This is a genomic window from Halalkalibacter oceani (assembly GCF_023715605.1).
GTDB lineage: Bacteria > Bacillota > Bacilli > Bacillales > Bacillaceae_D > Halalkalibacter > Halalkalibacter oceani.
Map to the genome: position 1 here is coordinate 211,481 of NZ_JAMBOL010000002.1, position 25,909 is coordinate 237,389.

29 protein-coding genes are annotated in these 25,909 nt (G+C 48.0%); all 29 read left to right on the forward strand.

The features are described 5' to 3' along the window. Nucleotides 1–64 precede the first annotated feature (64 nt). Nucleotides 65–295: a KH domain-containing protein gene (locus tag M3202_RS03660; RefSeq protein ID WP_251221989.1), complete on the forward strand. Its 231-nt coding sequence runs from the start codon at nucleotides 65–67 to the stop codon at nucleotides 293–295. A gap of 91 nt (nucleotides 296–386) precedes the next feature. Next, complete coding sequence (locus tag M3202_RS03665; protein ID WP_251221990.1) at nucleotides 387–785, forward strand: YlqD family protein; 399 nt, start codon at nucleotides 387–389, stop codon at nucleotides 783–785. A 3-nt stretch (nucleotides 786–788) separates the two neighbouring features. Beyond that, on the forward strand, nucleotides 789–1,316 hold the full coding sequence (gene rimM / locus M3202_RS03670; RefSeq protein ID WP_251221991.1) for a ribosome maturation factor RimM: 528 nt from the start codon (nucleotides 789–791) through the stop codon (nucleotides 1,314–1,316). Continuing rightward, nucleotides 1,306–2,040: a tRNA (guanosine(37)-N1)-methyltransferase TrmD gene (gene trmD / locus M3202_RS03675; RefSeq protein WP_251221992.1), complete on the forward strand. Its 735-nt coding sequence runs from the start codon at nucleotides 1,306–1,308 to the stop codon at nucleotides 2,038–2,040. Before rimM ends, trmD begins: the two co-directional genes overlap by 11 nt. 123 nt (nucleotides 2,041–2,163) lie before the next feature. Further along, entirely contained in the window at nucleotides 2,164–2,508 is a 345-nt protein-coding gene (gene rplS / locus M3202_RS03680; RefSeq protein WP_251221993.1) for a 50S ribosomal protein L19, read from the forward strand. Between the two features lie 256 nt (nucleotides 2,509–2,764). Further along, nucleotides 2,765–3,298, forward strand: a complete 534-nt coding sequence (gene lepB / locus M3202_RS03685; protein ID WP_251221994.1) for a signal peptidase I — start codon at nucleotides 2,765–2,767, stop codon at nucleotides 3,296–3,298. 10 nt (nucleotides 3,299–3,308) lie between these two features. Then, nucleotides 3,309–4,160 (forward strand): ribosome biogenesis GTPase YlqF, encoded by an 852-nt coding sequence (gene ylqF / locus M3202_RS03690; RefSeq protein ID WP_251221995.1) that lies wholly within the window; start codon nucleotides 3,309–3,311, stop codon nucleotides 4,158–4,160. A 171-nt stretch (nucleotides 4,161–4,331) separates the two neighbouring features. After that, nucleotides 4,332–5,093 (forward strand): ribonuclease HII, encoded by a 762-nt coding sequence (gene rnhB / locus M3202_RS03695; protein ID WP_251221996.1) that lies wholly within the window; start codon nucleotides 4,332–4,334, stop codon nucleotides 5,091–5,093. A 21-nt stretch (nucleotides 5,094–5,114) separates the two neighbouring features. After that, complete coding sequence (locus tag M3202_RS03700; protein ID WP_251221997.1) at nucleotides 5,115–6,854, forward strand: TP0910 N-terminal domain-containing protein; 1,740 nt, start codon at nucleotides 5,115–5,117, stop codon at nucleotides 6,852–6,854. After that, nucleotides 6,851–7,120: an EscU/YscU/HrcU family type III secretion system export apparatus switch protein gene (locus tag M3202_RS03705; protein WP_251221998.1), complete on the forward strand. Its 270-nt coding sequence runs from the start codon at nucleotides 6,851–6,853 to the stop codon at nucleotides 7,118–7,120. Before M3202_RS03700 ends, M3202_RS03705 begins: the two co-directional genes overlap by 4 nt. A gap of 67 nt (nucleotides 7,121–7,187) precedes the next feature. Beyond that, a complete protein-coding gene (locus tag M3202_RS03710) occupies nucleotides 7,188–7,376 on the forward strand; it encodes a small, acid-soluble spore protein, alpha/beta type (RefSeq protein ID WP_251221999.1) in 189 nt (62 codons plus the stop codon). Nucleotides 7,377–7,663: 287 nt separating this feature from the next. Further along, nucleotides 7,664–8,824, forward strand: coding sequence for an ADP-forming succinate--CoA ligase subunit beta (gene sucC, locus M3202_RS03715; protein WP_251222000.1), 1,161 nt, complete (start codon nucleotides 7,664–7,666; stop codon nucleotides 8,822–8,824). 18 nt (nucleotides 8,825–8,842) lie between these two features. Beyond that, nucleotides 8,843–9,748: a succinate--CoA ligase subunit alpha gene (sucD, locus tag M3202_RS03720; RefSeq protein ID WP_251222001.1), complete on the forward strand. Its 906-nt coding sequence runs from the start codon at nucleotides 8,843–8,845 to the stop codon at nucleotides 9,746–9,748. A gap of 161 nt (nucleotides 9,749–9,909) precedes the next feature. Then, the gene (dprA, locus tag M3202_RS03725) at nucleotides 9,910–10,800 is read left to right on the forward strand and encodes a DNA-processing protein DprA (RefSeq protein ID WP_251222002.1); all 891 of its coding nucleotides are present in this window, start codon (nucleotides 9,910–9,912) and stop codon (nucleotides 10,798–10,800) included. A 123-nt stretch (nucleotides 10,801–10,923) separates the two neighbouring features. After that, nucleotides 10,924–12,999, forward strand: coding sequence for a type I DNA topoisomerase (topA, locus tag M3202_RS03730; protein ID WP_251222003.1), 2,076 nt, complete (start codon nucleotides 10,924–10,926; stop codon nucleotides 12,997–12,999). A gap of 175 nt (nucleotides 13,000–13,174) precedes the next feature. Further along, nucleotides 13,175–14,482, forward strand: a complete 1,308-nt coding sequence (trmFO, locus tag M3202_RS03735; RefSeq protein ID WP_251222004.1) for an FADH(2)-oxidizing methylenetetrahydrofolate--tRNA-(uracil(54)-C(5))-methyltransferase TrmFO — start codon at nucleotides 13,175–13,177, stop codon at nucleotides 14,480–14,482. A 69-nt stretch (nucleotides 14,483–14,551) separates the two neighbouring features. Then, entirely contained in the window at nucleotides 14,552–15,445 is an 894-nt protein-coding gene (gene xerC / locus M3202_RS03740) for a tyrosine recombinase XerC (protein WP_285890144.1), read from the forward strand. A 24-nt stretch (nucleotides 15,446–15,469) separates the two neighbouring features. Beyond that, nucleotides 15,470–16,012, forward strand: a complete 543-nt coding sequence (gene hslV / locus M3202_RS03745) for an ATP-dependent protease subunit HslV (protein WP_251222005.1) — start codon at nucleotides 15,470–15,472, stop codon at nucleotides 16,010–16,012. 37 nt (nucleotides 16,013–16,049) lie between these two features. Continuing rightward, a complete protein-coding gene (hslU, locus tag M3202_RS03750) occupies nucleotides 16,050–17,444 on the forward strand; it encodes an ATP-dependent protease ATPase subunit HslU (protein ID WP_251222006.1) in 1,395 nt (464 codons plus the stop codon). A gap of 23 nt (nucleotides 17,445–17,467) precedes the next feature. Beyond that, nucleotides 17,468–18,247 carry a GTP-sensing pleiotropic transcriptional regulator CodY gene (gene codY, locus M3202_RS03755; protein ID WP_251222007.1) on the forward strand — a complete coding sequence of 260 codons (780 nt, stop codon included), beginning with the start codon at nucleotides 17,468–17,470 and terminating at the stop codon, nucleotides 18,245–18,247. A 667-nt stretch (nucleotides 18,248–18,914) separates the two neighbouring features. Beyond that, complete coding sequence (gene flgB, locus M3202_RS03760) at nucleotides 18,915–19,313, forward strand: flagellar basal body rod protein FlgB (protein WP_251222008.1); 399 nt, start codon at nucleotides 18,915–18,917, stop codon at nucleotides 19,311–19,313. Nucleotides 19,314–19,315: 2 nt separating this feature from the next. Next, nucleotides 19,316–19,777 (forward strand): flagellar basal body rod protein FlgC, encoded by a 462-nt coding sequence (flgC, locus tag M3202_RS03765; RefSeq protein ID WP_251222009.1) that lies wholly within the window; start codon nucleotides 19,316–19,318, stop codon nucleotides 19,775–19,777. A gap of 12 nt (nucleotides 19,778–19,789) precedes the next feature. Next, complete coding sequence (gene fliE / locus M3202_RS03770) at nucleotides 19,790–20,098, forward strand: flagellar hook-basal body complex protein FliE (RefSeq protein WP_251222010.1); 309 nt, start codon at nucleotides 19,790–19,792, stop codon at nucleotides 20,096–20,098. A gap of 56 nt (nucleotides 20,099–20,154) precedes the next feature. Further along, complete coding sequence (fliF, locus tag M3202_RS03775) at nucleotides 20,155–21,735, forward strand: flagellar basal-body MS-ring/collar protein FliF (RefSeq protein ID WP_251222011.1); 1,581 nt, start codon at nucleotides 20,155–20,157, stop codon at nucleotides 21,733–21,735. Between the two features lie 18 nt (nucleotides 21,736–21,753). Further along, the gene (fliG, locus tag M3202_RS03780) at nucleotides 21,754–22,767 is read left to right on the forward strand and encodes a flagellar motor switch protein FliG (RefSeq protein ID WP_251222012.1); all 1,014 of its coding nucleotides are present in this window, start codon (nucleotides 21,754–21,756) and stop codon (nucleotides 22,765–22,767) included. Then, nucleotides 22,760–23,578 carry a flagellar assembly protein FliH gene (fliH, locus tag M3202_RS03785; protein ID WP_251222013.1) on the forward strand — a complete coding sequence of 273 codons (819 nt, stop codon included), beginning with the start codon at nucleotides 22,760–22,762 and terminating at the stop codon, nucleotides 23,576–23,578. The genes fliG and fliH overlap by 8 nt, the downstream gene beginning before the upstream one ends. After that, the gene (gene fliI, locus M3202_RS03790) at nucleotides 23,556–24,875 is read left to right on the forward strand and encodes a flagellar protein export ATPase FliI (RefSeq protein ID WP_251222014.1); all 1,320 of its coding nucleotides are present in this window, start codon (nucleotides 23,556–23,558) and stop codon (nucleotides 24,873–24,875) included. The genes fliH and fliI overlap by 23 nt, the downstream gene beginning before the upstream one ends. After that, nucleotides 24,875–25,321, forward strand: coding sequence for a flagellar export protein FliJ (gene fliJ / locus M3202_RS03795; RefSeq protein WP_251222015.1), 447 nt, complete (start codon nucleotides 24,875–24,877; stop codon nucleotides 25,319–25,321). The genes fliI and fliJ overlap by 1 nt, the downstream gene beginning before the upstream one ends. Before the next feature lie 4 nt (nucleotides 25,322–25,325). Then, on the forward strand, nucleotides 25,326–25,886 hold the full coding sequence (locus tag M3202_RS03800) for a MotE family protein (RefSeq protein ID WP_251222016.1): 561 nt from the start codon (nucleotides 25,326–25,328) through the stop codon (nucleotides 25,884–25,886). Nucleotides 25,887–25,909: the final 23 nt, after the last annotated feature.

Consider the following 25,909-nt stretch of genomic DNA (forward strand, 5'->3'; position numbering starts at 1 on the left):
ACTCTCTAGCAATGAACTCATTGCGCTCTTTCCCTTTTTGATGATGAGTGAAAAGGAGAATCGTATGAAGGCGTTAGTTGAACACATTGTAAAAGCACTTGTAGACCAGCCTGAGCATGTTCAAGTTGAAGAAGTACAAGAGGGAGCAACCCTATGCTTGCGCCTGATGGTCCATCCTGATGATGTCGGGAAGGTCATCGGTAAGCAAGGTCGGACCGCGAAAGCGATACGCTCGGTTGTTTATGCCGCTGCGGTTTCGCCGTACAAGCGAGTGCGATTAGACATCGTGGATTAGCAACGCAGAGAAGAAGGAGTTGTCTCAAAGCCTAGCTTTTGGGACAGCTCCTTTTGCTATTGTAACCATTTGAAAAGGAAGGGCGAAGGACATGAAAATACTTCGTACAGTTGTTGTCAAACAAGTTGTCACCGAAGCGAAAAAGCAGAGCATCGTGCAGGAGTTTAAAAGTGAAATTCTGCAATGTGAACGCGAGCTGGAACAGCTTACCTTTCATTTACATAAAGCGACGAAGGATGTCGCCAGCAAGCATGAACAACAAACGCTTCGAGCACGCTATAAAGAGGAGATCAAGCAGCGAAAAGAAAAGCTCGCTGAACTGTCCTTTAAAGTCGATCAGCTGAGCAAGCTCGAAATTGGAACGGAGCTACGGGAAGGAACGGTCGAGACGATTGTTGAAATCAAGGAAGGAGATCCTTGGCCGGCCCCGGAGACGGAAATTGTCGTCAAAGACGGAGTGGTGGAGCAAATTCGCAGAAAGAAGGAATGAACAATGACAAATTGGTATAAAGTCGGAAAAATCGTCAATACGCATGGGATCAGGGGAGAGGTGCGCGTTATTTCCTCGACGGACTTTGCCGAGGAACGCTATGCGCCGGGCGTCGGGCTTCTGATCCGTCAGACGGCTGATGAACAGGGAACACCGGTCGTTGTCAAGCATCATCGCCGTCATAAAAACTTTGATCTTCTTCAATTTGAAGGCTATGACTCGATTAATGACGTGGAAGCATTTAAAGGGTCAACGTTGTTTGTGTCGGAGGAGCAGCTCGATGAATTGGATGAGCATGAATATTATTACCATGAAATCATCGGCTGTACCGTCGTCACAGAAGAGGGAGAAACGCTCGGAAACGTGAAAGAAATCTTTGAAACAGGGGCGAATGATGTCTGGGTCGTGCAGCGCGCCGGTGGAGGCAAGGATATTCTGCTGCCTTATATTGAAGATGTCGTCAAAGAGATCGATGTCGAAGAAAAGCAGATTACCGTTCGGCTGTTAGAGGGACTTGTCGATGAAGATTGATGTCCTCTCACTCTTTCCGGAGATGTTTACAGGAGTGATCAACACGTCGATTTTAAAGCAGGCGCAGGAACGGGAAGCGGTTAAGATTCAGGTCGTTGATTTTCGCGCTTATGCCGACAATAAGCACCGGAAGGTCGACGATTATCCGTATGGTGGCGGAGCGGGGATGGTGTTAAGCCCGCAGCCGCTGTTCGACGCCGTCGAGGCGCTGAAAGAAGAGAGCCACACGAAGCCGCGCGTCATTCTTCTTTGCCCGCAGGGAGAGCGCTACAGCCAGCAAAAAGCCGAGGAGCTGGCTGGCGAAGAGCACTTAATCCTTTTATGCGGTCATTATGAAGGCTATGATGAGCGGATTCGCGAGCATCTCGTTACTGATGAAATCTCAATTGGCGATTATGTGCTGACAGGCGGAGAGCTCGGGGCGATGGTCATTATCGACAGCGTCGCCCGCCTTTTGCCTGGTGTGCTTGGAAATGAAGAATCGTCGGTGACGGATTCCTTTTCGACCGGTCTGCTTGAGCATCCCCATTACACTCGCCCGGCTGATTTTCGCGGAATGAAGGTGCCTGACGTTCTTTTGTCGGGGCATCATAAAAACATCGAAGCGTGGCGGGAAAAAGAAGCGCTCCGCCGGACGTGGCAAAGGCGGCCGGATTTGCTTGTGCAGGGGCCATTATCTGAACAGCAGCGGCGCTGGCTGAAGGAGTTTCAAGAAAAGCGTTAAAGGGAGTTGTGTTCCCCTCTGCTCTATGCTATTATAGTCTTTGTGGCTAATAGCCAGTGATTACGATGTTCCGCTGCAGGCAGCCTGTTATGAGCATCTGTATGGAAGGAGTGGAATTATACGATGAACAACATTATCCGTGAAATTACAAATGATCAGCTTCGCAGTGACCTGCCGGCGTTTCGTCCTGGTGACACTTTACGTGTACACGTAAAGGTTGTTGAGGGAACTCGCGAGCGTATCCAGGTTTTTGAAGGCGTCGTGATCAAGCGTCGTGGTACTGGTGTAAGTGAAACTTTCACAGTGCGTAAGATCTCATACGGTGTAGGTGTTGAACGTACATTCCCATTACATTCACCAAAGATCGAGAAGATCGAAGTGAAGCGTCGCGGTAAAGTACGTCGTGCGAAACTTTACTACTTGCGTAATCTGCGCGGTAAAGCGGCCCGTATTAAAGAAATCCGATAACACACGAAGAGAGGCTGCCTGATGCGCAGCCTCGAAACAGCGGGTAACGAAAAACGCTGTTTCCCTTGGGGTTTTCCCATACAAAAGAGGGTGTCCCCCAAAGCCAAGGCTTTTGGGACACCCTCTTTTTGTTTTAAAGAGATATTACAGGTTGAAAAAAGGGTAGAGGATTGTCAGAGCTTCGATATTCATAAGGAAGCAAGCATGTGATAAACTATGGCATAGTCAGGTAAATGTTTGTAATGGAGGCATGGGTATGAGTGAGAAAAAAAAGGAATCATGGGAATGGCTAAAAGCGGTAATTGTAGCCCTTGTTCTCGCTTTTTTGATTCGGCAGTTTTTGTTTGCCCCGGTGATCGTCGATGGGGAGTCAATGCTTCCGACATTGGAAGACAGCGATCGCTTAATTGTCAATAAAATCGGTTATGTTTTTGGGGAGCCGGAGCGCTTTGATATTATCGTTTTCCATGCCCCGGCCGGCAAGGACTATATTAAGCGGGTAATCGGTTTACCTGGTGATCGCGTCGAGTATCGCGATGATACGCTTTATATTAATGGAGAGCCGTTTGAGGAACCCTATTTAGATGAACTGCGGCCGTTGTATCAGGATGGTCTGACCGGTGATTTCGAGCTCGATGGTGTCGTGCCGGAGGATGAATTGTTTGTCCTTGGAGACAACCGCTGGCATAGCCGTGACAGCCGCGATATTGGCACGGTTCATATTGATGAAGTGATCGGCAAGGCGAATGTCGTGTTTTGGCCGATCTCAAATATACGAATTGCAAAGTAGGTGAAGCAGCATGACGATTCAGTGGTTTCCCGGACATATGGCCAAAGCGCGCCGTGAAGTAACAGAGAAGCTCGGCTTTATCGACGTCATTATTGAGCTGCTAGATGCGCGTGTCCCGCTTGCATCGAGAAATCCGATGATTGATGAAATCGTCGCCCATAAACCAAGGCTCGTGCTATTAAATAAAGCAGATTTAGCCGATCCGGCGATCACGGAGCGCTGGAAACAGTATTTTGAAGAAAAAGGGGCGCTCGTGCTGGCGATCAATGCGCAAACGGGAAAAGGAACCGAAAAAATCGCCGCTGCCTGCACAAAGCTGGCACAGCCGCTCATTGAGAAATGGCGTTCAAAAGGAATGAAGCCCAGAGCGATCAGGGCGATGATTCTCGGGATCCCGAATGTCGGAAAATCGACGCTCATTAACCGGCTGGCGCAAAAGCGGACAGCGCAGGTCGGGGATCGTCCTGGCGTGACGAAGCGGCAGCAGTGGATCAAAGTAGGAAAAGAGCTGGAACTGCTCGATACGCCCGGGATATTATGGCCTAAATTTGAAGATCAGATAATTGGCTACCGCTTGGCGGCGACCGGAGCGATTAAGGATGAACTCCTTGATTTTCAAGATATCGCGCTGTTCGTCTTACGTTATATGAAGGACGCCTATCCAACATTGATTCAAAGCCGTTACAAGCTTGATGAGATACCGGAAGACGGGTTAGCTTTATTTGAAGAGATTGGGCGAAAGCGCGGCTGTCTGCTGCCTGGTGGCGCGGTTCATTATGACAAGGCGGCTGAAATTATCCTGCGGGAAACAAGAGCAGGAACGATAGGCCGGATTTCTTTGGAAAGGCCTGATCAGCAGTAAAAAAGCGCAGCTGTCCGGCTGCAAAAGAGAGGGACGAGGGCTGGCAGGCTTGGCGTTGGCCTCTCTTTTTTGTTTCAACGGTTCCTGCTTTAGATAAGCTGAAGAAGAACCGATATAGAAAATAAGAAGAAAAATTAGCCGGTTAGATGTAAGGAAAAATAAGGAGATAAAATGAAACAATCGATTCAGCATATTAGACAACTACTTGAACAGCCGGAAGTTGAACAGGAGCAGCTTGACAGGCTGGCCGGAGACGAACGCAAAGGAGTTCAAACGTTACTGAAGCAATATAGGAAGCGGCAGGAGCAACGGCAGCAGTTGCTGGCGATGCATGAGCGAATGAACGAGTACGAGCGACAGTTGCGCTCACAGGGCTATCATGCGCTGGCGGGAATCGATGAAGTCGGTCGTGGCCCGCTCGCCGGTCCGGTCGTCGCCGCAGCCGTCATTCTTCCTCCGGACTTCAGGCTGCTCGGCTTAACCGATTCGAAAAAGCTGTCGAAACAAAAACGTGAGGCGTTTTCTGAAATAATCAAACGGGAAGCGATCGCTTATTCCATTGAAATGGTGCATGCTGCTGAAATTGATCGGATCAATATCTATCAAGCTACGAAAACAGCGATGCAGACGGCCATCTCGACGTTACATAAAGAGCCGGACTATCTTTTGCTTGACGCAATGAGTCTTCAGCTCGACATTCCGCAAACAAGCCTGATCAAAGGCGATGAAAAAAGCATCACGATCGCCGCCAGCTCCGTTATCGCCAAGGTGGCGCGTGATACATATATGGCTGAGCTTGAAACGAAATATCCGGGCTACGGCTTTTCACACCACGCCGGGTACGGGACGAAGGAGCATTTGGAGGCGATCGACCGCCTCGGCGTGACGCCCGAGCATCGCCGTTCGTTCAGACCGGTGCAGGAAAGAGCGTAAGAACAGCTAGGAGGGAAGAAGATGATACAGTCGCGCATTCATAATGAAGGGATCGGTCAGCCATCCCAGCCTCGGCCATTACACCTTACCCAAGGCCAGGTGTTTCAGGGACGGATCGCTAAGCTTTATCCGCAGAACATGGCCGCCTTACAGGTTCACGGGACGACGGTGACAGCTCGTCTGGAAGCCGCTCTGACAGCAGGTCAGCGCTATTGGTTTGAAGTCCAGGAAAGCGCGGGGATCCCGCGGCTGCGCGTCTTAGATGATAACGCGATCAGACAACGGGAAGGGCTTGGCGACCAGCCTTCGATCCAAAAGCTGATCCAGCAGCTCTCCCTCCCGGCTTCAAAGGAAACAGAAGCATTTGTCCGCCACCTGTCGGAACAGCAGCAGCCCTTTACCCGGCAAACGGTCGTCAGTGGCTCGCAGCTGTTGACCGAGCTGCAGCAATTTAATCAAAGAGGCTTTCAGACACTGATTGAGATGATGCAACGTCAGCTTCCTTTAACGAAAGAGACGTTTCAGGCTTACCAGTCGCTTACATTGAGCCCTTCGCTGACCCAGCAGCTGCAGCAGCTAAGTCAGATGCTGGAACAAAGCACGCATCCCGCCACCGGTCAGCTTAGACAGCTAACAGCTGCGCTCGTTCATCCTGATCAGCAGGCGAAACCGTCGCCGATTGTTCAGCTGTTGGCCCAATTTGCCACCGAAGGAGAAGGAGACGTAAGCCGGGGCGCCGGCCAGCTTCTCGCTCGTCTTGGCATTATCGAGGCAGGAGCAAGCCGTTCGCAGCTTGCCAGTCAATTTCAGACCGCGGTGCTTCATCCGGCGAATCGTGAAATCGTCGCTTCACTTTGGCCGGATTTGAGGAGCGGACAGGGAGCCGAACTGAGCAGGCTTGAACCGCGGCAATTTCTTGAAACGATGCTCGGCCGTCTGTCGATACCGGCAGGGAAAGAAGGGGAGCCAGCCTTGCAGCAGTTGCTCCAGCTTTTGCAAAGCAAAGAACCGGCGGCAGCTATTCATAGCCGCTGGCTGACGTTGCCGCAGCAGGAGCTGTCAGCAAGCGAGAGGGCGGCTTTTCTCCAGGTGCTTGAATCAGGCTCCCCGTTTGCTCAGGAGAAGGGCGGAGCCGCCAAGCATTTGCAACATGTACTCCAGCTGCTTGGCTATCAGCATGAACGCGATGTTAGTCGCCTGCTACAGGGAGAGCTGACGAGAGAGACGATCGTGACGGATCGTGTAAAGGCGCAATTGCTCCAGCTTCAGCAACAGGATCTTCCGGCGGGACTGAAGGAGCAGGTCAATCAGACGCTTCAGCGGCTGACCGGTCAACAGCTGCTCGCTCAGGAGCAAAATGGCCCGTATCAGCAGTTGATTCTCCAGCTTCCGTTAACCCTCGGTGCGTGGCAGACCGACATGACGGTTCAATGGGAAGGGAAAAAACAGCAGAACGGGGAGCTGAATCCCGATTACTGCCGCATTCTCTTTTATTTAACACTTGAACAGCTTGAGGAGACCATTGTCGATGTCCAGATTCAAAACCGAATTGTGGCGGTGACCGTTTATAATGAACACGAAAGCCCCGATGCGCTGATCAATGTATTAGTACCGACCTTGAAAAAGGGTCTTGCCGAGCACAATTATCAATTGCTTTCGGTAAAATGGCGCAAGATGAAGGATGCGCAGGCGAGCTCGCAGCAGGCAAATCATTTGTATAAGCCCCATGTGCATTATCAGGGAGTGGATGTGAGAATATGAAGCAGGAACGAAAAAAGCAGGCTGTCGCCCTCCGTTATCAGGCTGAAACAGATGTTTCGCCGAAAGTGGTTGCTAAAGGGAAAGGCTATATCGCGGAGGAACTGATTGCGAAGGCGAAGGAAAACGACGTTCCGATTCAGGAGGATCCTTCCCTTGTCGAAATGCTCGCTCAGCTTGAGGTGAATCAGGCGATTCCGCCGGAGCTTTATGAAGTCGTTGCCGAAGTGTTTTCTTTTATTTATAAAATTGACCAGCACCAAAAATAAGTCTGATAGTGGGTCAATCAAAAGGATATACTATGCCCATAACGTCTTACTATAGGAGGGCTGGTCGATGAAGGAAAATAAATTGCTTGTCCCTGAAGCGATCTCTTTTATGGAAAGCTATCAGGAGGAATACGCGCAGGAATTCGGCGTGCATTTTTCCGTCCAGGAGACAGACGCCAAGGCGAAAGATATGACAAAGGAAATGCTCAAGAAACAAAGCAAGGAATCAAAAAAGAAAGCGGATAAGCAGCAATAAGGGGATGCCTTAACAGAAGCATCTCCCTTTTGGCGTACTTCCACAAATGGTGACCGCAGCTAGTGCGGCCGCCCCCCTTTTTTGATCATCTAATCATTTCTTCTCAGGCCGACCGAAAAGCCCCCTCTTCCTTTTTGCGCCGGCCCTTTAATTTATTTAGCATCTACTTGGATTTCCCCTCCCAAAAAGACGAAATAAGTGCTAAAATAGAAGAGGATTTTGCCGGACATGATCGATTTTTATCAGACGGCTTAAATTACATGCATTGATAGGAGGCTGGAGAGAGAATGAATATCCATGAGTATCAAGGAAAAGAGCTCCTTCGTCAATACGGCGTTGCAGTTCCCAATGGGAAAGTAGCGTTCTCTGTTGAAGAAGCAGTAGAAGCAGCAAAAGAGTTAGGAACAGACGTTTGTGTCGTGAAAGCACAAATCCATGCAGGTGGCCGTGGTAAGGCTGGAGGAGTCAAGGTTGCGAAAAATCTTGACGAAGTACGTACATATGCTGCTGATATTCTTGGTAAAACGCTAGTCACTCACCAGACAGGTCCAGAAGGTAAGGAAGTAAAGCGCTTACTAATCGAAGAAGGCTGCGATATTAAAAATGAATACTATATCGGGCTCGTTCTTGATCGCGCGACATCACGCGTCGTAATGATGGCTTCTGAAGAAGGCGGAACGGAAATTGAAGAAGTAGCAGAAGCAACTCCGGAAAAGATTTTTAAAGAGGTCATTGATCCGGCTGTTGGCCTGCAAGGTTTCCAGGCACGCCGACTCGCTTTTAACATTAACATTCCAAAGGAGCTTGTTGGTCAAGCTGTTAAATTTATGATGGGCTTGTATAAAGCCTTTGTTGAAAAGGATTGCTCGATTGCCGAGATCAACCCGCTTGTGACAACTGGCGACGGAAAAGTAATGGCGCTTGATGCGAAGCTGAACTTTGACTCCAACGCGCTTTATCGTCAGAAGGATGTGCTTGAGTACCGCGATTTGGAAGAAGAGGATCCGAAGGAAATCGAAGCTTCCAAATATGACTTAAGCTATATTTCATTGGATGGCAACATCGGATGTATGGTCAACGGTGCCGGTTTGGCGATGGCAACGATGGACATCATCAAGCATTACAATGGTGACCCGGCCAACTTCCTTGATGTAGGGGGCGGTGCTACTGCCGAGAAAGTAACGGAAGCATTCAAGATCATTCTTTCCGATGATAACGTAAAAGGAATCTTCGTCAACATTTTCGGTGGAATTATGAAATGTGACATTATCGCGGAAGGCGTCGTCGAAGCGACGAAGCAAGTAGGCTTGGAAATTCCGCTTGTCGTACGTCTTGAAGGAACAAATGTTGACTTAGGGAAAAAGATTCTTAAAGAATCCGGCTTAAACATCACAGCTGCTGATTCGATGGCTGACGGCGCACAAAAAATTGTTTCATTAGTGAAATAGAAAGGCGGGGACACGATAATGAGCATCCTAATTAATAAAGATACGAAAGTAATCGTTCAAGGGATTACAGGAGCAACCGGCTTGTTTCATACACAGCAGGCGGTTGAATATGGAACGAAGATTGTCGGCGGCGTAACGCCGGGTAAAGGCGGCACAGAGGTTGAAGGGATTCCGGTCTTTGATACCGTTGAGCAGGCTGTAAAAGAAACAGGAGCAAATGTAACGGTTATTTATGTACCGCCGGCGTTCGCTGCCGATGCGATTATGGAAGCGGTCGATGCGGAGCTTGATTTGGCGATTTGTATTACAGAAGGCATTCCTGTGCTCGATATGGTCAAGGTTAAACGTTTCATGGAAGGCAAAAAGACGCGTTTAATCGGTCCGAACTGCCCTGGGGTTATTACTCCTGATGAATGTAAGATCGGAATTATGCCTGGCTATATTCATAAAAAAGGTCATGTTGGTGTTGTGTCGCGTTCCGGTACATTAACGTATGAAGCGGTTCACCAATTATCAACAAACGGAATCGGTCAATCTTCCGCCGTCGGAATCGGGGGAGACCCGGTTAACGGCACAAACTTTATTGATGTTCTTCAGCTTTTCAACGAGGATCCAGACACGTATGCGGTGATCATGATTGGAGAGATCGGCGGAACAGCAGAGGAAGAGGCAGCCGAGTGGATTAAAGAAAATATGACAAAGCCGGTTGTCGGCTTTATCGGCGGTCAAACAGCCCCTCCTGGAAAGCGGATGGGTCATGCCGGTGCGATTATTTCCGGAGGAAAAGGAACAGCGGCTGAAAAGATCAAAACGTTGGAAAGCTGCGGCGTAAAAGTAGCGGAAACTCCATCTGTTATGGGACAAACGCTGATCTCTGTTTTGGAAGAAAAAGGTATTCTGGAAAAGTGTAAAACACACAGCTAATTTCCAAAAAAAATTGTCATAAAATTGTCGATTTCTCATTTTGAGAGAATAAGACAAAAGTAGCGCAGAGGCCGGGCAAAAGGGAAAAAACAACCTTTTGCCTAGCCTCTGTAATAAATTCCGCCTATCGTTTACTGATAACAAGGAGGGATATGCGGCGTATGACGACGTTTCGGATGAAATGGATTCATCTCCACAGCTGCTTTGGAGCAAACAGAAAGCTTTTTCAGAAAATAATCGACGATGATCCAGAGCTTCATTTCATTTATCAGTATAGACCGGCCGATCTCGAGAAAGTATTTACTCTTCCCCCAACTAAAGCGATGATGCTTCATCAGACCCTTCACCGAATATCTCCAGCTCAGCTTGAGCAACTTTTCCAAGAACAGGGCATTTGCCCGATCACCTTGCACGATTCCACCTATCCATGTTTGTTACAGCATATTTATGATCCCCCTTTTGTGTTATATACGCAAGGCTTGCAGCATATTCTGGCAAATAAGCGGACGGTCGCTGTCGTCGGAACGAGAAAGCCGACTGAGGCAGGGATGAAAAGCGCTGCCTATTTTGTTCACGCTTTGGTAGAAAACGACTGGACCATTGTCAGCGGTCTCGCCCGCGGGATTGATGCGCACGCCCACCAACAGGCGATCCGGACGAACGGCCGGACGATCGCCGTACTCGCCTCAGGGTTCCATTTTCCTTATCCGCAAGAAAGCAAATCATTATTTCAATATATGGCAAAATGGCAGCTGCTTGTCAGTGAATATCCCCCATGGGTCAGGCCGCGCAAATGGCATTTCCCAGTCAGAAACCGGATTGTCAGCGGCCTCTCGCAGGCTGTTGTCGTCATAGAGGCGAAGAAAAAAAGCGGATCCCTGATTACAGCGGATCAGGCGCTCGAACAGGGGCGGGATGTGTTCGCCGTGCCGGGCTCGATTTTTTCCGCTGAATCAGAAGGGACGAATCGCCTGATCCAGCAAGGAGCAAAGCTGATTTTAACAAAAGAGGACCTGCTTCAGGAGCTGCCAAATGTTACCGGAAAAAGCTGACGACAGCTGCTCATTTTGAGCGATTTTCGGAAAAGAATTTAAGCTGCCGTTTGACAAATGGAGAAAGTCTGTTTAATAATAGGGAAGATTTTAATATATTCTTCGAGAGAGGGAGCTGCTTACATGGCCGATTATTTAGTAATCGTGGAATCTCCCGCCAAAGCAAAGACCATTGGAAAGTATTTAGGTAAAAAATATATTGTAAAGGCTTCAATGGGACATGTTAGAGACTTACCGAAAAGTCAAATGGGAGTAGATGTTGAGAAAGGTTTTGAACCAAGGTATATTACCATTCGCGGAAAAGGCCCTGTATTAAAAGAGTTGAAATCAGCTGCCAAAAAAGTAAAACGAATTTACTTAGCGGCTGACCCTGATAGAGAGGGTGAAGCCATTGCCTGGCATTTGGCTCACAGTTTAAATATTGACGAAAATTCGGAATGCAGGGTTGTTTTTAATGAAATTACGAAGCAGGCAATAAAAGATGCCTTTAAAAATCCCCGCTCCATTAATATGGATCTCGTCGATGCCCAGCAGGCAAGACGGATTTTAGACCGGCTTGTCGGCTATAATATAAGTCCATTACTATGGAAGAAAGTGAAAAAAGGGTTAAGCGCGGGGCGTGTGCAATCAGTTGCCGTTAAAATGATTATTGAGCGTGAAAAAGAGATCAAAGCGTTTGTTCCGGAAGAATACTGGAGCATTCAGGCGCAGTTTTCACTTGAAAATGAGCCGTTTGAAGCAAGATTTTACGGAGTGGACGGGCAGAAGCAGGAGCTTGCTTCTGAGGAGGATGTCAACAACGTATTAGCGCGGCTGCAATCCGATCAGTTTCAAGTGACATCCGTCAAGAAGAAGGAACGGAAACGAAATCCAGTCACCCCGTTCACGACGTCGTCGCTTCAACAGGAAGCGGCACGGAAATTAAACTTCCGCGCCAAGAAAACGATGATGATCGCCCAGCAATTATATGAAGGGATTGATCTTGGCAAGAAAGAAGGGACAGTCGGGTTAATTACGTATATGCGTACCGATTCCACCCGGATTTCCGAGACGGCGCAGGCGGAGGCGAAGGAATACATTACGGCGACATACGGCGAGGAGTACAGCCGGAAAGAAAAGCGAGTCGTCAAAAAAGATAAAAAAGCCCAGGATGCGCATGAAGCGATCCGCCCAACATCGGTTTGGAAAGATCCGAAAGCGGTAAAGAGCTATTTATCACGAGACCAGTTCAGACTGTATAAGCTGATTTGGGAACGGATGGTTGCCAGTGAAATGGCACCGGCAATTATGGATACGATGACGGTCGACATCGAACAAAACAATGTTCAATTCCGGGCAACAGGCTCGAAAGTGAAATTTGCCGGTTTCATGAAGGTGTACATCGAAGGCAATGATGACGGTAAGAAAGAAGAAGACCGCTTGCTGCCGAATTTGCAGGAAGGGCAATCGGTGAAAAAGCTTGAGATTGAACCGAATCAGCATTTTACCCAGCCGCCGCCGCGTTATACAGAGGCGCGTCTTGTCAAAACGATGGAGGAGCTTGGAATCGGGCGTCCATCCACCTATGCGCCGACGCTCGACACGATCCAAAAAAGAGGGTATGTCGCCTTGGAGGACAGACGGTTCGTCCCGACCGAATTAGGTGAAATCGTGCTTGAGATGATCGTTGAATTTTTCCCGGAGATTCTCGATGTGGAATTTACGGCGAAGATGGAAAATGATCTCGATTCCATCGAGGAAGGCAAGCAGCGCTGGATTTCAATTATTGATGAGTTTTACCAGGGATTTGAAAAGCGGCTGTCGCACGCCGAAGAAGAAATGAAGGAAGTCGAAATCAAGGATGAGCCGGCCGGCGAGGATTGCGAGAAATGTGGACATGAAATGGTCTATAAAATGGGTCGTTTCGGAAAGTTCATGGCTTGCTCGAATTTCCCTGAGTGCCGGAACACGAAGGCGATCGTCAAAGAAATCGGGGTCAAATGTCCAACGTGTAAAGAAGGCAATGTCGTCGAGCGGAAAAGCAAAAAACGCCGCGTCTTTTACGGCTGCGACCGCTATCCGGAATGCGACTTTATTTCATGGGATAAGCCGATTGCCAGACCGTGTCCGAAATGCGGCAAAATGCTGGTGGAGAAGAAAACGAAAAACGGCGTCCATGTGGAATGCTCGGCTTGCGATTATAAAGAGGAAGCCAATTAGCGTTTAGCATTCGGTGATCGCCTGCCTCGCGGACGTAAAAAAACATAAAAAGCAAAATAGTTGAAAAAAAGACCGGCTCGTATTATGATGGTAGTCGGATAAGAGACAATAGCCTTCACCTTTACGGTGAAGGCATTTCTACTGTTTGTAAAGCAAGTTGGAGGGATTAGACGACGTGACACAACAACATGTAAACGTAATAGGAGCGGGGCTGGCCGGCAGTGAAGCGGCCTGGCAGCTGGCGAAACGCGGCATTCAGGTTCATCTTTATGAAATGCGCCCGGTGAAGCAGACGCCCGCCCATCATACAGATAAATTTGCCGAACTCGTTTGCAGCAATTCTTTACGTGGCAATTCATTAACAAATGCCGTCGGCGTGCTGAAGGAAGAAATGCGGCAGCTTGATTCCGTCATTATTCGTTCCGCCGATGACGCGTCCGTTCCGGCAGGAGGAGCGCTTGCTGTTGATCGCCATGAGTTTGCCGGAGCGGTAACCAAGCAGGTGAAGCACCATCCGAATGTAACGGTATTTACCCAAGAGGTGACCGCGATTCCGGAAGGGCCGACGATTATCGCGACAGGTCCATTAACGTCGCCTGGGCTTTCCGCTGAATTAAAAGCATTAACGGGCGAGGAGTATTTATACTTTTATGATGCGGCAGCGCCCATAATTGAAACAGATTCCATTGATATGGACAAAGTCTATTTGAAATCGCGCTACGACAAAGGGGAAGCGGCTTATGTAAACTGCCCGATGACCGAGGAAGAGTTCGATCGCTTTTATGAAGCGCTCATTTCAGCAGAAACGGTGCCGCTAAAAGAATTTGAAAAAGAAATCTTTTTTGAAGGCTGTATGCCGATTGAAGTCATGGCGAAGCGCGGACGGAAGACGATGCTTTTTGGGCCGATGAAACCGGTTGGACTTGAACATCCGGAAACAGGAAAGCGTCCGTTCGCCGTCGTCCAGCTGAGACAGGATAATTCATCTGGAACGCTATACAACATTGTCGGCTTTCAGACACATTTGAAATGGGGACCGCAGAAGGAAGTCATTCGCCTGATTCCCGGTTTGGAAAATGCGGAAATCGTGCGCTACGGCGTCATGCACCGCAATACGTTTATTAATTCGCCTAATTTGCTTGAGCCGACTTATCAATACAGGAAGCGCGACGATTTATTTTTCGCCGGGCAAATCACTGGTGTCGAAGGCTATGTAGAATCGGCGGCGGCCGGATTAATTGCCGGGATCAACGCTGCGCGCTATGTCCAGCAGCAGGATTTACTGACATTTCCTGATGAAACGGTTATCGGCAGTATGGCCGGCTATATTACAACGGCCAACGCCAAAAATTTTCAGCCGATGAATGCGAATTTTGGTTTACTTCCGCCATTAGAGGTAAAAATTAAGAATAAACAGGAACGATACGAGCAGCTGGCTAAGCGCGCATTGGGCACAATTCAGAATTTTGTGAAAAAAATGTAAACATCGTTGTCAGGGCTACTAAATCATGTTAGAATTTAGTAGCTCTAGAGGCGAGAGGGGTGTTTTGTGTTGGGAAAGCAGTCCTGGCTCGAGCAATTTGTCGTCTATTTGCAAATGGAAAAAAACAGCTCCTTACATACGATTCGGAGTTATAAGCGGGATATTGATGATTTTTATCAGTTTATGAAAGCAAGGGGTGTGCTGGACTTCCCCGCGGTGACAAGAGCTGATGTTCGCGCTTATTTAACGATGCTATATGAGAAGAACTATGCAAGAAAAACGGTATCACGGAAAATTTCTGCATTAAGAAGCCTCTATAATTTTCACATGCGTGAAAAGCGTGTGTCGGAGAATGTCTTTTCCACTGTATTCCTTCCCAAAAACGAAGGTCGGCTGCCGACTTTCCTCTATGAAGAAGAAATCCAGGAATTATTTTATTCCTTACAGGGTAATGAGCCGCTCGATCAACGCGACCGTGCCTTGCTGGAACTGTTGTATGCGACTGGAATGCGCGTGAGTGAATGTGCAGGTCTCACCGTCCAGGATCTTGACCTGTCGATTGGTACGGTGCTTGTCCATGGGAAAGGACGGAAAGAACGCTATCTCCCTGTCGGTTCTTTCGCTCTTGAAGCGATTGAGCGCTATATGGAGGGTGGACGGAAGAAGCTGGAAAAAAGGACGTCGCCCGACGCGCTTTTTCTCAATTACAAAGGTGGTCAGCTGACGGACCGCAGCATTCGGACGATTGTTAAAAAACGGATGGAACAGGCCGCTCAGCATAAGCATTTGCGCCCGCATGACATCCGCCATTCCTTCGCGACTCATTTGCTTAATAATGGCGCTGATTTACGGGTTGTGCAAGAGCTGCTTGGTCATGAGCATCTGTCCACAACGCAAATGTACACGCATGTAACGAAGGAACGGTTGCGGCATGTCTATCAGGCGCATCATCCTCGGGCTTAAGTAAATAGAAGAAGGAGGAAGGACATGAGTCAATTCCATGCAACGACGATTTTTGCGATTCAGCACAACGGCTCCTGCGCGATGGCGGGTGACGGTCAGGTGACGTTTGGAAATGCTGTTGTGATGAAGCATACAGCGAGAAAAGTGCGGACGATTTATCAGGGAAAGGTGCTGGCGGGATTTGCTGGCTCAGTCGCTGATGCTTTTACGTTGTTTGAAAAATTCGAATCCAGGTTAGAAGAGTATAACGGGAATTTGCAGCGGGCCGCTGTGGAAGTTGCAAAAGAATGGCGAAGTGACAAAGTGCTAAGACGACTTGAAGCGATGCTGATTGTGATGAATCAAGATCATCTTCTGCTCGTTTCAGGAACGGGTGAAGTCATTGAGCCCGATGACGGCATTTTGGCGATCGGTTCTGGCGGGAACTATGCATTGGCGGCTGGACGCGCGCTAAAAAAGCATGCTCCAGCAATGTCCGCCAAGGAAATTGCCACTGCCGCGCTTGAGACAGCAGGTGACATCTGCGTCTACACAAATGACAACGTCGTCGTTGAAGAACTAAGCTGAGCCGAAAGCAATTAATTCCCAATGGAGAGTGATCGTTATGAAAACAGCCCTTACCCCACGCGAAATTGTTGAACGTCTTAATCAATTTATCGTCGGACAGGAGCAGGCGAAAAAGTCGGTTGCCATTGCCCTCCGGAATCGCTATCGCCGCAGCTTGCTTGACGACAAAATAAAAGACGAAGTCACCCCGAAGAATATTTTAATGATTGGGCCAACTGGAGTTGGGAAAACGGAAATCGCCCGGCGGCTCGCCAAACTGGTCGGCGCTCCATTTGTCAAAGTGGAGGCCACGAAATTCACGGAAGTGGGCTATGTCGGTCGCGATGTCGAGTCGATGGTAAGAGACCTCGTCGAAACGAGCGTCCGCATCGTCAAGGCGGAAAAAATGGCTGCTGTCCGTTCCCAGGCAGAAGAGCAGGCGAATCAGCGGATCGTTGATTTGCTCGTCCCTTCGAAAAAAAAGCAGTCAACGTATAAGAATCCTTTTGAAATGTTGTTCGGCCAGCAGGAAGCAGAGCAGCCTGTTGAACAGGAGTCATCGCAGGAAAACACGAGAGAGCAGCAGCGTCGTCAGCTCGCTCACCAGCTTGCCTTAGGGGAGCTGGAGGATCGGATGGTGACGATCGAGGTGGAAGAGCAGTCGCAAAGCTTTATGGATATGTTTCAAGGAGCCGGCATGGAACAGATGGGAATGAACATGCAGGAAATGCTTGGCGGGATGCTGCCGAAGAAGCGCAAAAAAAGACGGCTGCCGATCTCCGACGCGCGTAAAGTGCTGACGGAAGAAGAAGCACAGAAGCTGATTGACATGGATGAGGTGACGCAGGAGGCTGTCGACAAAGCCGAACAGCTCGGTATCATCTTCATTGATGAAATTGATAAGGTCGTCGGCAAAGGTCAGCAATCAGCTGATGTTTCACGCGAGGGCGTTCAGCGCGACATCCTTCCCATTGTCGAAGGCTCGACGATCGTGACTAAATACGGCCCGGTGAAAACGGATCATATTCTTTTTATCGGGGCGGGGGCCTTTCATATCGCCAAGCCATCTGATTTGATTCCGGAGCTTCAGGGCCGCTTTCCAATCCGGGTCGAGCTGGCGAATCTAACAGTTGATGATTTTGTCCGGATTATGGTCGAGCCAAATAATGCGCTCATCAAGCAATATTGTGCGCTTCTTGAAACAGAAGGTATAAAAATCAAATTTTCTGACGAAGCTGTTCGTAAGATTGCGACTATTGCTACAGAGGTTAACCAGGAGACGGAAAATATCGGCGCGAGACGGTTGCATACGCTGCTAGAACGCCTGCTGGAGGATTTATCGTTCGAAGCTCCTGATATTACGTTGGAAGAAATCGTGATCACACCAGAATACGTCGACGAAAAACTAGTATCTATTGCCAAGAATCGAGATTTAAGTCAATACATTTTGTAAACAAATAGGAGGAGAGAACAAAAATGAATTTATTATCAAGGACAAGGAAAATCAACGAAATGTTACAAAAGTCAGGAGGGCAGCACGTCAGCTTCCGGGCGATGGCGGAGACGCTTCGCGATACGATTAGCTGCAATATTTTCGTGCTTAGCAGACGCGGGAAAGTGCTCGGCTATGCGATTAAGCAGGAAATTGAAAATGAGCGTATGAAAAAGATGCTTGAAGACAGACGCTTTCCGGAAGAGTACACAGACAATCTCTTTAAAATTGAAGAAACTTCTGCGAATTTGGATATCGACAGTGAATTCACGGCGTTTCCTGTTGAAAATAAAGACCTGTTTCAAAGCGGCTTAACGACAATTGTGCCGATTCAAGGCGGAGGCCAGCGTCTTGGTACGTTAATCCTGGCGCGCTTGCATGAGTCTTTCAGCGATGATGACTTAATCCTTGCTGAATATGGAGCAACGGTAGTCGGGATTGAAATTTTGCATGAGAAAACCCAGGAAATTGAAGAGGAAGCGAGAAGCAAGGCGGTTGTGCAAATGGCGATCAGCTCGCTTTCATACAGCGAATTGGAGGCTGTTGAGCATATTTTCCACGAGCTGGATGGCAAGGAAGGCTTACTTGTTGCCAGTAAAATTGCCGATCGCGTCGGCATCACCCGCTCGGTAATCGTTAACGCTCTCCGCAAGCTGGAAAGCGCCGGTGTGATTGAATCCCGCTCTCTTGGCATGAAAGGAACCTATATCAAAGTATTAAATGATAAGTTCCTCCTGGAGCTTGAAAAGTTAAAAGCAAAATAAGAGAAAGAAGAGTATACGGCAAAAGCGGAATTTGCTTTTGCGCAAGGCTTGTCATCCCGGAGCGCTTTCGGAACGGTCGAAAAGTTTCCGAACAGCAAAACAGGAAGCGTCATTATTAAGAACGTGGCGGTTCCGCTCCTTGCTTAGAGGCACGAGCAAAAGGTAAAAAAACAACCTTTTGACCGTGCCTTTTTTTGTATTCAGTTTGAAACGAGTTGTCACTGTTATCATCAGGATGAGGCGCAATGACTGAAAGGGGACAGAACAAAGAAGGCGAAATGGATGATTTTCGCAATTTTATAGGATTTTTTGGCAGATTTTTTCTGTATTGTATAGCCTGAACGTAACAAATATGATACAAATATTACATCGCTGTTAAAACAGTGGTTTTTTTGTTGTATTTTGTTCGTTATCTAAAAATTCATATAAGTTCTTGCTAAAATAGTGCGTTTGTGTCGGTATTTGTACTATAATGTAGATTATGGCTGATAGTTTTTGTATAGTTTTGCGACAAAAGTCCACAATTCTCTCTAGTTCTTTTATATCGAATTTCCTATTATTACAAACGGTATTAGACTTTTCCTGTGACTTTGTTTACAATTTCATTGAGAGCTTATGTGAAAATATGAATAATTCTATAAGATACTGTCGAAAGGTGGAATAATAGATGGATCTTTTTGGGGGCTCGACGTTCAGAGTGCTTGAGCGCGGGCTTGATGGAGCTCAGTTAAGACAAAATGCAATTTCGCAAAACATCGCCAACGTCGACACACCTTATTACAAGGCGAAGGATGTTTCTTTTAAGGAGACATTGCAGCAGGCGATGAATGAACCGAAACTAAAGGCTTATCGAACGAATGAAAAGCATCTTGAATTCTCTTCGACAAGCACGGGGCCTGTCATTGAGACAACACGAAATACGATGTACAACCATAACCAGAATAATGTCGATATTGATCTGGAAATGGCGGAATTGGCGAAAAACCAAATTTATTACAATGCTCTAATCGACAGAATGAATGGCCGCTTCTCAAGCTTGCAAACTGTCATCAGAGGAGGAAGTTAATCATGAGTATATTTCACGGCCTTAATACGAGCGCCTCAGCTTTGACCTCACAGCGGCTGCGTATGGATGTCATTTCGGCCAATATGGCAAATGCTGAATCAACGAGAGCGAGAATGGTAGATGGGGAATGGGAGCCGTACCGGCGGAAGATGGTCGTCATGCAGCCGAATGAAAAACAGCCATTCTCGGCTTTTTTGCACCAGGCGATGGGGCGTTCGACAAATTCCGAAGTCGGCAATGGGGTAAAGGTCTCTGCTATTGTCGATGACCAGACGCCGTTTAAGGAAATGTATGATCCGGAGCATCCCGATGCCAACGAAGAAGGATACGTTCAACTGCCAAATGTTGATCCGCTCAGGGAAATGGTCGATTTGATGAGTGCGACACGGTCTTATGAAGCGAATGTGACCACGTTGAACGCCTCAAAAAACATGCTGCTTAAAGCACTGGAAATTGGAAGATAGGAGGGATAAAAGTTGGATATTAAAATAGGACAATCGCCATTTGTCATTCAAAGCGGGTTGCATACTCAAAATGGCCAGAGAATGTCAGCAGGGGAAGCCCACCAGTCTTTTAAAACGGCTTTGAATGAAGCGATTGAGAATGTGAACAGCCTGCAACAAGAATCTGCGCAAAAAACGGAAAAGCTGGCAAGCGGTGAAATCGATGATCTTCATGATGTGATGATTACGGGTCAAAAAGCAAGTATTACGTTACAAGCAACGGTAGAGGTTCGGAATAAAGTGATTGAAGCATACCAAGAAATTATGAGAATGCAAGTGTAATGCTGTGTACTTGTTCTGTTTTAGTCTCACGGTAGTTGTTGGATGTAGGAGGGCACATGAACGAGAAACTATCAATATATAAACAACGAATAACAGAATTTTGGACCGGGCGTTCTCGCATGCAGAAAGGGATAATAGCTGGTTCTACCCTAGGTATTATTGCATTAATTATTCTTTTTACATTCTTAGGGACGAGAACAAGCTATCAACCTCTTTATAGTAATCTGACGCTTCAGGAAACAGGACAGATTAAAGAAACGTTAGATGCGAGAGGGATTTCTTCGACAATTTCCGATAATGGAACGACGATCCTTGTCCCTGAAACGCAAGTGGACGCATTAAAGGTCGAATTGGCTGCGGAAGGGCTGCCGCGAAGTGGAAGTATTGATTATTCCTTCTTTCAGGAGCAGATGGGCTTCGGGATGACCGACAATGAATTTTCGGTCATGGAAAGAGCGGCAATGCAGACAGAACTGGCTGAGCTGATCCGCAATGTAAATGGGGTTAACCAGGCTAGGGTGATGATTACGATTCCGGAAGATAATGTTTGGGCAAATGACCCGCAGGAATTCGCGACGGCTGCTGTGGTGCTCGATTTGGCACCAGGCTATCAGCTGGAACAGGGCCAGGTAAATGCCTTGTTTCATCTAGTTTCAAAGAGTGTGCCGAATCTCCCTATAGATAATATCGTCATTTCGGATCAAATGTTTAACGATTATGTTTATGAAAATGCAGAAGGAAGTAATACGACTCTAACAGCCTATGAACAGCAGCGTTCGATTCAGCGGGATATTGAACGCGATTTGACGCGCAATCTGCAGCAAATGCTCGGAACAATGGTCGGGCGGGATAAAGTTTTAATATCAGTCTCAACCGATATTGATTTCACGCAGGAGAACCGGACCGAAGCGTTGGTTGAGCCGGTGGATCCAGAGAACATGGAAGGCTTGACGGTCAGCCTGGAGCGGATTGAAGAGGCGTACAGTGGCGAAGGAGCAGTGGAAGGCGGAGTCGCCGGAGTCGGCGATGAAATTCCAAACTTTCCAGGCGGAGTCGCTCAAGGTCCATCCGAATGGGAGCGGGCAGAGGAACGGATTAACAATGAAGTGAATCGAATCAACCGCGATATCGTGGAAAGTCCTTATAAAATTCGTGATTTAGGCATTCAGGTTATGGTTGAACCTCCTGAAGGAATGGAAGAGCTGCCGCAACAGCAGCTTGATGACATTCAGCAAATATTAGGAACGATTGTAAGAACGAGCATTTCCGGGGTTTATGCTGATGAACTCACCGAGGATGACCTTAATGAAAAGATTGTAGTGGCTTCAAGGCCGTTTGATGGCAAGATTGAGCTTGAGCCGGAGCCGGCGACAGTGATTCCAGTTTGGCTTTATGTTGTTGGCGGAGTATTGATCGCCGTTATTCTACTTCTTCTCTTCCTATTACTAAGAAGACGTAATCAAGTAACGGAGGAAGAAGAGGAATTTTCAATTGAAGAAGCCATTGAAGAAGTTCCTGATTTACCGGATGAAGAAACCGGAATTTCCGCGACGAAGCGCAAGCAGCTTGAAAAGATGGCAAGAGAGAAACCGGAAGACTTTTCGAAATTATTACGAACATGGCTTTCAGAAGATTAACATTAGGAGGGAGAACGAATGGCTACTGCGGCAAAAAAAGAATTAAACGGAAGACAAAAAGCAGCAATTCTCCTCATCTCCTTAGGGCCTGATGTATCTGCCCAGGTATATAAGCACCTTACAGAAGAAGAAATCGAACAGCTCACGCTTGAGATTGCTAATGTGCGCAAGGTCGACAGTGAGATGAAGGAAGACATTCTGGAGCAGTTTCATTCCTTGGTGCTGGCCCAGGACTATATTGCCCAAGGCGGAATTGGCTACGCCAAAAGCATTTTAGAAAAAGCGCTCGGGGAAGAAAATGCGATGGACATCATTAACCGCCTTACCTCGACTTTACAGGTGAGACCATTTGATTTCGCGCGCAAGTCTGACCCTTCGCAGATTTTGAATTTTATCCAAAACGAGCACCCGCAAACGATTGCTTTAATTTTGGCTTATTTGGAATCCGTGCAGGCCGGGCAAATCTTATCCGAACTTCCGCAGGAGGTTCAGGCTGATGTAGCGAGAAGAATCGCCTTAATGGACAGCACGTCACCGGAAATTGTTAATGAAGTCGAATCGATTCTTGAACAGAAGCTGTCATCCACACTGACGCAGGATTATACGGATGCCGGCGGTATTGAGGCAGTCGTCGAAGTGCTTAACGGCGTTGACCGCAGCACGGAACGAACGATCCTCGATGCACTGGAAATTCAGGATCCGGAGCTTGCCGAAGAAATCAAAAAGCGGATGTTTGTCTTTGAAGATATTGTTACGCTTGATAACCGTTCGATTCAGCGTGTCATCCGCGACGTCGAGAATGAAGATTTGCAGCTGTCGCTTAAAGTGGCAAGCGAAGAAGTTAAAGAAGTTGTCTTTAACAATATGTCGCAGCGAATGGCTGAAACCTTCAAGGATGAAATGGAATATATGGGTCCTGTTCGTCTTCGCGACGTCGAAGAAGCGCAATCAAGAATCGTCGCTGTTATTCGACGTTTAGAAGAAGCTGGTGAAATCGTCGTTGCCCGCGGGGGAGACGATGTTATTGTCTAGGGTTATTAAGTCACATAACACTATACCCGCATCGGAACAAAGTAAAACCATTTCAATAAAAAAACTTTTTCAAGAAGATGGGCCGGCAGTAGAAGAAAGCGAAGCGGATAACGAGCTGATAAAACAGCGAAGCGCGGCTGAGCTTGAAAAGGAAATGGAGCAAAAGCTTTCGCAGGCAGAGAGCAAGGCGAGGCAAACTGTCGCTGAAGCAGATGATTATGCGGAGCAGGTCCGCAGCCAGATCGAAGCAGAGAGGCAGCAGGCTGAACAGCAGCTGCAGGAAGCATTTGAGGAAGCGCGTCAGCAGGGCTATAACGCCGGCTTTTCAGAAGGTCAGGAGGCAGGTAGGCAGACGTACGATGGATTCATTACCGAGGCTCAGGAAATTATCGCCAGTTCGCAGGCGGATTATGCGCGGACGATTGAGTCGGCTGAGCCGGTGATGATTGATTTAGCCGTCGCTCTCGCGCAGCGGATTCTCGGCAAAAAGCTTGAAGAGGATCATGAGAACTGGGCGGCTCTGCTTAAGCAGGTGATGCTCGAAGTGAGGGAGCATGAGCATGTGAAAATTTATGTGCACCCGCACTGGTATACCCTTACGCTGCAGCAAAAAGCCGAGCTTGAGCAGCTGCTCAGCCATACCGAACAGCTGTATATTTACCCGGATTCCGGGTTGCCGGAAAACGGCTGTGTCGTTGAATCAAAATATGGCCGGATTGACGCGACGCTTGATCGGCAGCTGGAGCAATTAAAGGTTCAACTGTTGGAAAAGTGGAAGGAGGGCCCAGATGAGCGTGCAGGAGCTGATTGAGGATATTCCTTTCTTATCCCCCTATAAATGGTACGGCAAGGTGACGAGAGTCGTCGGATTAACGATTGAGTCAAAAGGTCCACAGGCCTCCATCGGCGATCTTTGTTACATCATCGTCGGCCGGGCAAAAAAAATAAAAGTTAAGGCCGAGGTCGTCGGCTTCCGGGATGAATTTGTCCTGCTGATGCCGTTAAACGGGACGACGGAAATCGCTCCGGGCAGCTTAGTTGAAGCGACCGGGAAACCGTTGGAAATCAAGGTCGGTTCCGGCTTGATCGGAAGCGTGATTGACGGCTGCGGCGAACCATTGTCGAAAGAACAGCTGCCGAAAGGACTGCGCCCGTTTCCAACTGATAATGACCCTCCAAATCCGCTGGCTCGTCCAAGAATCGAAGAGAAAATGTCGCTTGGAGTCCGGGCGATTGATGCGCTGTTTACGGTCGGCAAGGGACAGAGAATCGGGATTTTTGCCGGGAGCGGGGTCGGAAAAAGTACGTTGCTGGCGATGCTTGCGAAAAATTCAGCGGCCGATTTAAATGTCATAGCTTTAATTGGTGAACGGGGCCGGGAAGTGAAGGATTTCATTGAACGCGACCTCGGTGAGGAAGGTTTGAAGAAAACGATTTTAGTCGTCGCCACTTCAGACCAGCCGGCGTTAATGCGGATCAAAGGGGCGATGACGGCCACCGCTGTTGCTGAATACTTTCGCAACCAGGGGCTCGATGTCAACTTAATGATGGATTCGGTCACCCGCTTTGCGATGGCTCAACGCGAAATCGGCTTAGCTGTGGGAGAGCCGCCGACATCAAAAGGATACACACCGTCGGTTTTTGCGATGCTGCCGAAGCTGCTTGAGCGCTCCGGTACAGCGAAAAAAGGCAGTATAACCGCCTTTTATACCGTCCTTGTCGATGGCGATGATATGAATGAACCGATTGCCGATGCTGTAAGAGGGATTTTAGACGGGCATCTAGTGTTGGATCGGAAGCTGGCGAATAAAGGGCAGTTCCCGGCGATCAATGTTTTAAAAAGCATCAGCCGGGTGATGGCCGATATTGTTGACGACAGGCACCGTGCCGCAGCTGAGAGGCTTCGCCAAAGTTTGGCCGTCTACGATGACAACGAGGATTTAATTAATATCGGGGCGTACAAGCGCGGCTCTTCTGCTGAAATCGAGCAGGCGATTGCGATCTATCCAAAGATCATTGCTTTTTTAAAGCAAAGTACTGAGGAAAGCACTTCAATTGACGAAGCGGTTGAGCGATTGATCAACGAATTTGGAAGAGGTGGCGACTAATGTCATTCCAGTTTGCCTTGCAAAAGGTGATGGAGCTGAAGGAACGGGAAAAGCATAATGTCCAGGCAGAGTATGAACAGGCCGTTGCTTCTTTTGAATCGGTGGCGACGGAGCTTTATGAAATGCTCAAACGAAAAGAAGAGCTGGAAGAAAGTGCCCGCTCTCAAATCGCGAATGGAACATCGATTTACGCCTTGCAGCAGCAGCAGTCAAAGCTTTTAAGACTGCAGCAGGAAATCCAGAAGCAGCAGCGTCATACCCAGCTGGCAAGAGAAAAAATGAACCGGAAAAAGCAGGATTTGATGAGCCGCTCCATCGAGTTTAAAAAGTATGAAAAGATGAAGCAGGTCAAGCAGGATCAATATGAAGAGGAAGCGAAACGGCTTGAATTACAACAGATGGATGAACTTTCCATTCGTTTATATGCCAACGTAAAAGTTAGGTGAGGATATGACTGACAAAGAAAAATCCTATAGCAAAATTCAATGGTTCTTTCTAGTGATTTTTATTCCGATTGTGTTCACGGCAATATTGGCCGGGGTCATTTTATCGCTTCTCGGTGTCAACGTCATCGAAAAAGCAAAGGATGTCGCGGCAAATGTACCGTTCGTTGCTGATTATGTTGCTCCTGAAGAGGAGGAAGAGCCGGTTGATGTCGCTGCTTTTGAACAGGCGATTGCCGAACAGCAGGCGGAAGTGGAGCGGCTGCAAAGCGAGCTGACGAGAAAAGAAGAAGAAATCAGCGAACTGGAACGGGAGCTTGCCCAGCTTGAGGAAAGCCAAACGATTGAACGGGAGCTGGCAGCGAGGGAAGAGCAGGAGCTGGAAAATATCGCGCAAACCTATGAGGCGATGTCTGCAAAAAATGCCGCAGCAATTATTTCGGATTTACCAATTGAGGAAGCGCTCCTCCATATTTCACAAGTTTCCATCGATGTCCGGGCCGACATTTTAGGAAAGATGGACAGCGAACTGGCCGCGGATCTGATGAGCCGGCTTGCTAATTCATAAGGCTAACTTTATTGAAAGGAGGT

Bases quoted from the DNA above. Each gene is read 5' to 3' on its own strand.
- dprA (WP_251222002.1), top strand. From the start codon at position 9,910: ATGACGACGTTTCGGATGAAATGGATTCATCTCCACAGCTGCTTTGGA.
- fliJ (WP_251222015.1), top strand. From the start codon at position 24,875: ATGTCATTCCAGTTTGCCTTGCAAAAGGTGATGGAGCTGAAGGAACGG.
- hslV (WP_251222005.1), top strand. From the start codon at position 15,470: ATGAGTCAATTCCATGCAACGACGATTTTTGCGATTCAGCACAACGGC.
- M3202_RS03700 (WP_251221997.1), top strand. From the start codon at position 5,115: ATGATACAGTCGCGCATTCATAATGAAGGGATCGGTCAGCCATCCCAG.
- M3202_RS03800 (WP_251222016.1), top strand. From the start codon at position 25,326: ATGACTGACAAAGAAAAATCCTATAGCAAAATTCAATGGTTCTTTCTA.
- rnhB (WP_251221996.1), top strand. From the start codon at position 4,332: ATGAAACAATCGATTCAGCATATTAGACAACTACTTGAACAGCCGGAA.
- M3202_RS03660 (WP_251221989.1), top strand. From the start codon at position 65: ATGAAGGCGTTAGTTGAACACATTGTAAAAGCACTTGTAGACCAGCCT.
- hslU (WP_251222006.1), top strand. From the start codon at position 16,050: ATGAAAACAGCCCTTACCCCACGCGAAATTGTTGAACGTCTTAATCAA.
- M3202_RS03705 (WP_251221998.1), top strand. From the start codon at position 6,851: ATGAAGCAGGAACGAAAAAAGCAGGCTGTCGCCCTCCGTTATCAGGCT.
- flgB (WP_251222008.1), top strand. From the start codon at position 18,915: ATGGATCTTTTTGGGGGCTCGACGTTCAGAGTGCTTGAGCGCGGGCTT.
- lepB (WP_251221994.1), top strand. From the start codon at position 2,765: ATGAGTGAGAAAAAAAAGGAATCATGGGAATGGCTAAAAGCGGTAATT.
- fliF (WP_251222011.1), top strand. From the start codon at position 20,155: ATGAACGAGAAACTATCAATATATAAACAACGAATAACAGAATTTTGG.
- fliG (WP_251222012.1), top strand. From the start codon at position 21,754: ATGGCTACTGCGGCAAAAAAAGAATTAAACGGAAGACAAAAAGCAGCA.
- trmD (WP_251221992.1), top strand. From the start codon at position 1,306: ATGAAGATTGATGTCCTCTCACTCTTTCCGGAGATGTTTACAGGAGTG.
- M3202_RS03710 (WP_251221999.1), top strand. From the start codon at position 7,188: ATGAAGGAAAATAAATTGCTTGTCCCTGAAGCGATCTCTTTTATGGAA.
- topA (WP_251222003.1), top strand. From the start codon at position 10,924: ATGGCCGATTATTTAGTAATCGTGGAATCTCCCGCCAAAGCAAAGACC.
- flgC (WP_251222009.1), top strand. From the start codon at position 19,316: ATGAGTATATTTCACGGCCTTAATACGAGCGCCTCAGCTTTGACCTCA.
- fliI (WP_251222014.1), top strand. From the start codon at position 23,556: ATGAGCGTGCAGGAGCTGATTGAGGATATTCCTTTCTTATCCCCCTAT.
- rplS (WP_251221993.1), top strand. From the start codon at position 2,164: ATGAACAACATTATCCGTGAAATTACAAATGATCAGCTTCGCAGTGAC.
- sucD (WP_251222001.1), top strand. From the start codon at position 8,843: ATGAGCATCCTAATTAATAAAGATACGAAAGTAATCGTTCAAGGGATT.
- sucC (WP_251222000.1), top strand. From the start codon at position 7,664: ATGAATATCCATGAGTATCAAGGAAAAGAGCTCCTTCGTCAATACGGC.
- ylqF (WP_251221995.1), top strand. From the start codon at position 3,309: ATGACGATTCAGTGGTTTCCCGGACATATGGCCAAAGCGCGCCGTGAA.
- rimM (WP_251221991.1), top strand. From the start codon at position 789: ATGACAAATTGGTATAAAGTCGGAAAAATCGTCAATACGCATGGGATC.
- codY (WP_251222007.1), top strand. From the start codon at position 17,468: ATGAATTTATTATCAAGGACAAGGAAAATCAACGAAATGTTACAAAAG.
- M3202_RS03665 (WP_251221990.1), top strand. From the start codon at position 387: ATGAAAATACTTCGTACAGTTGTTGTCAAACAAGTTGTCACCGAAGCG.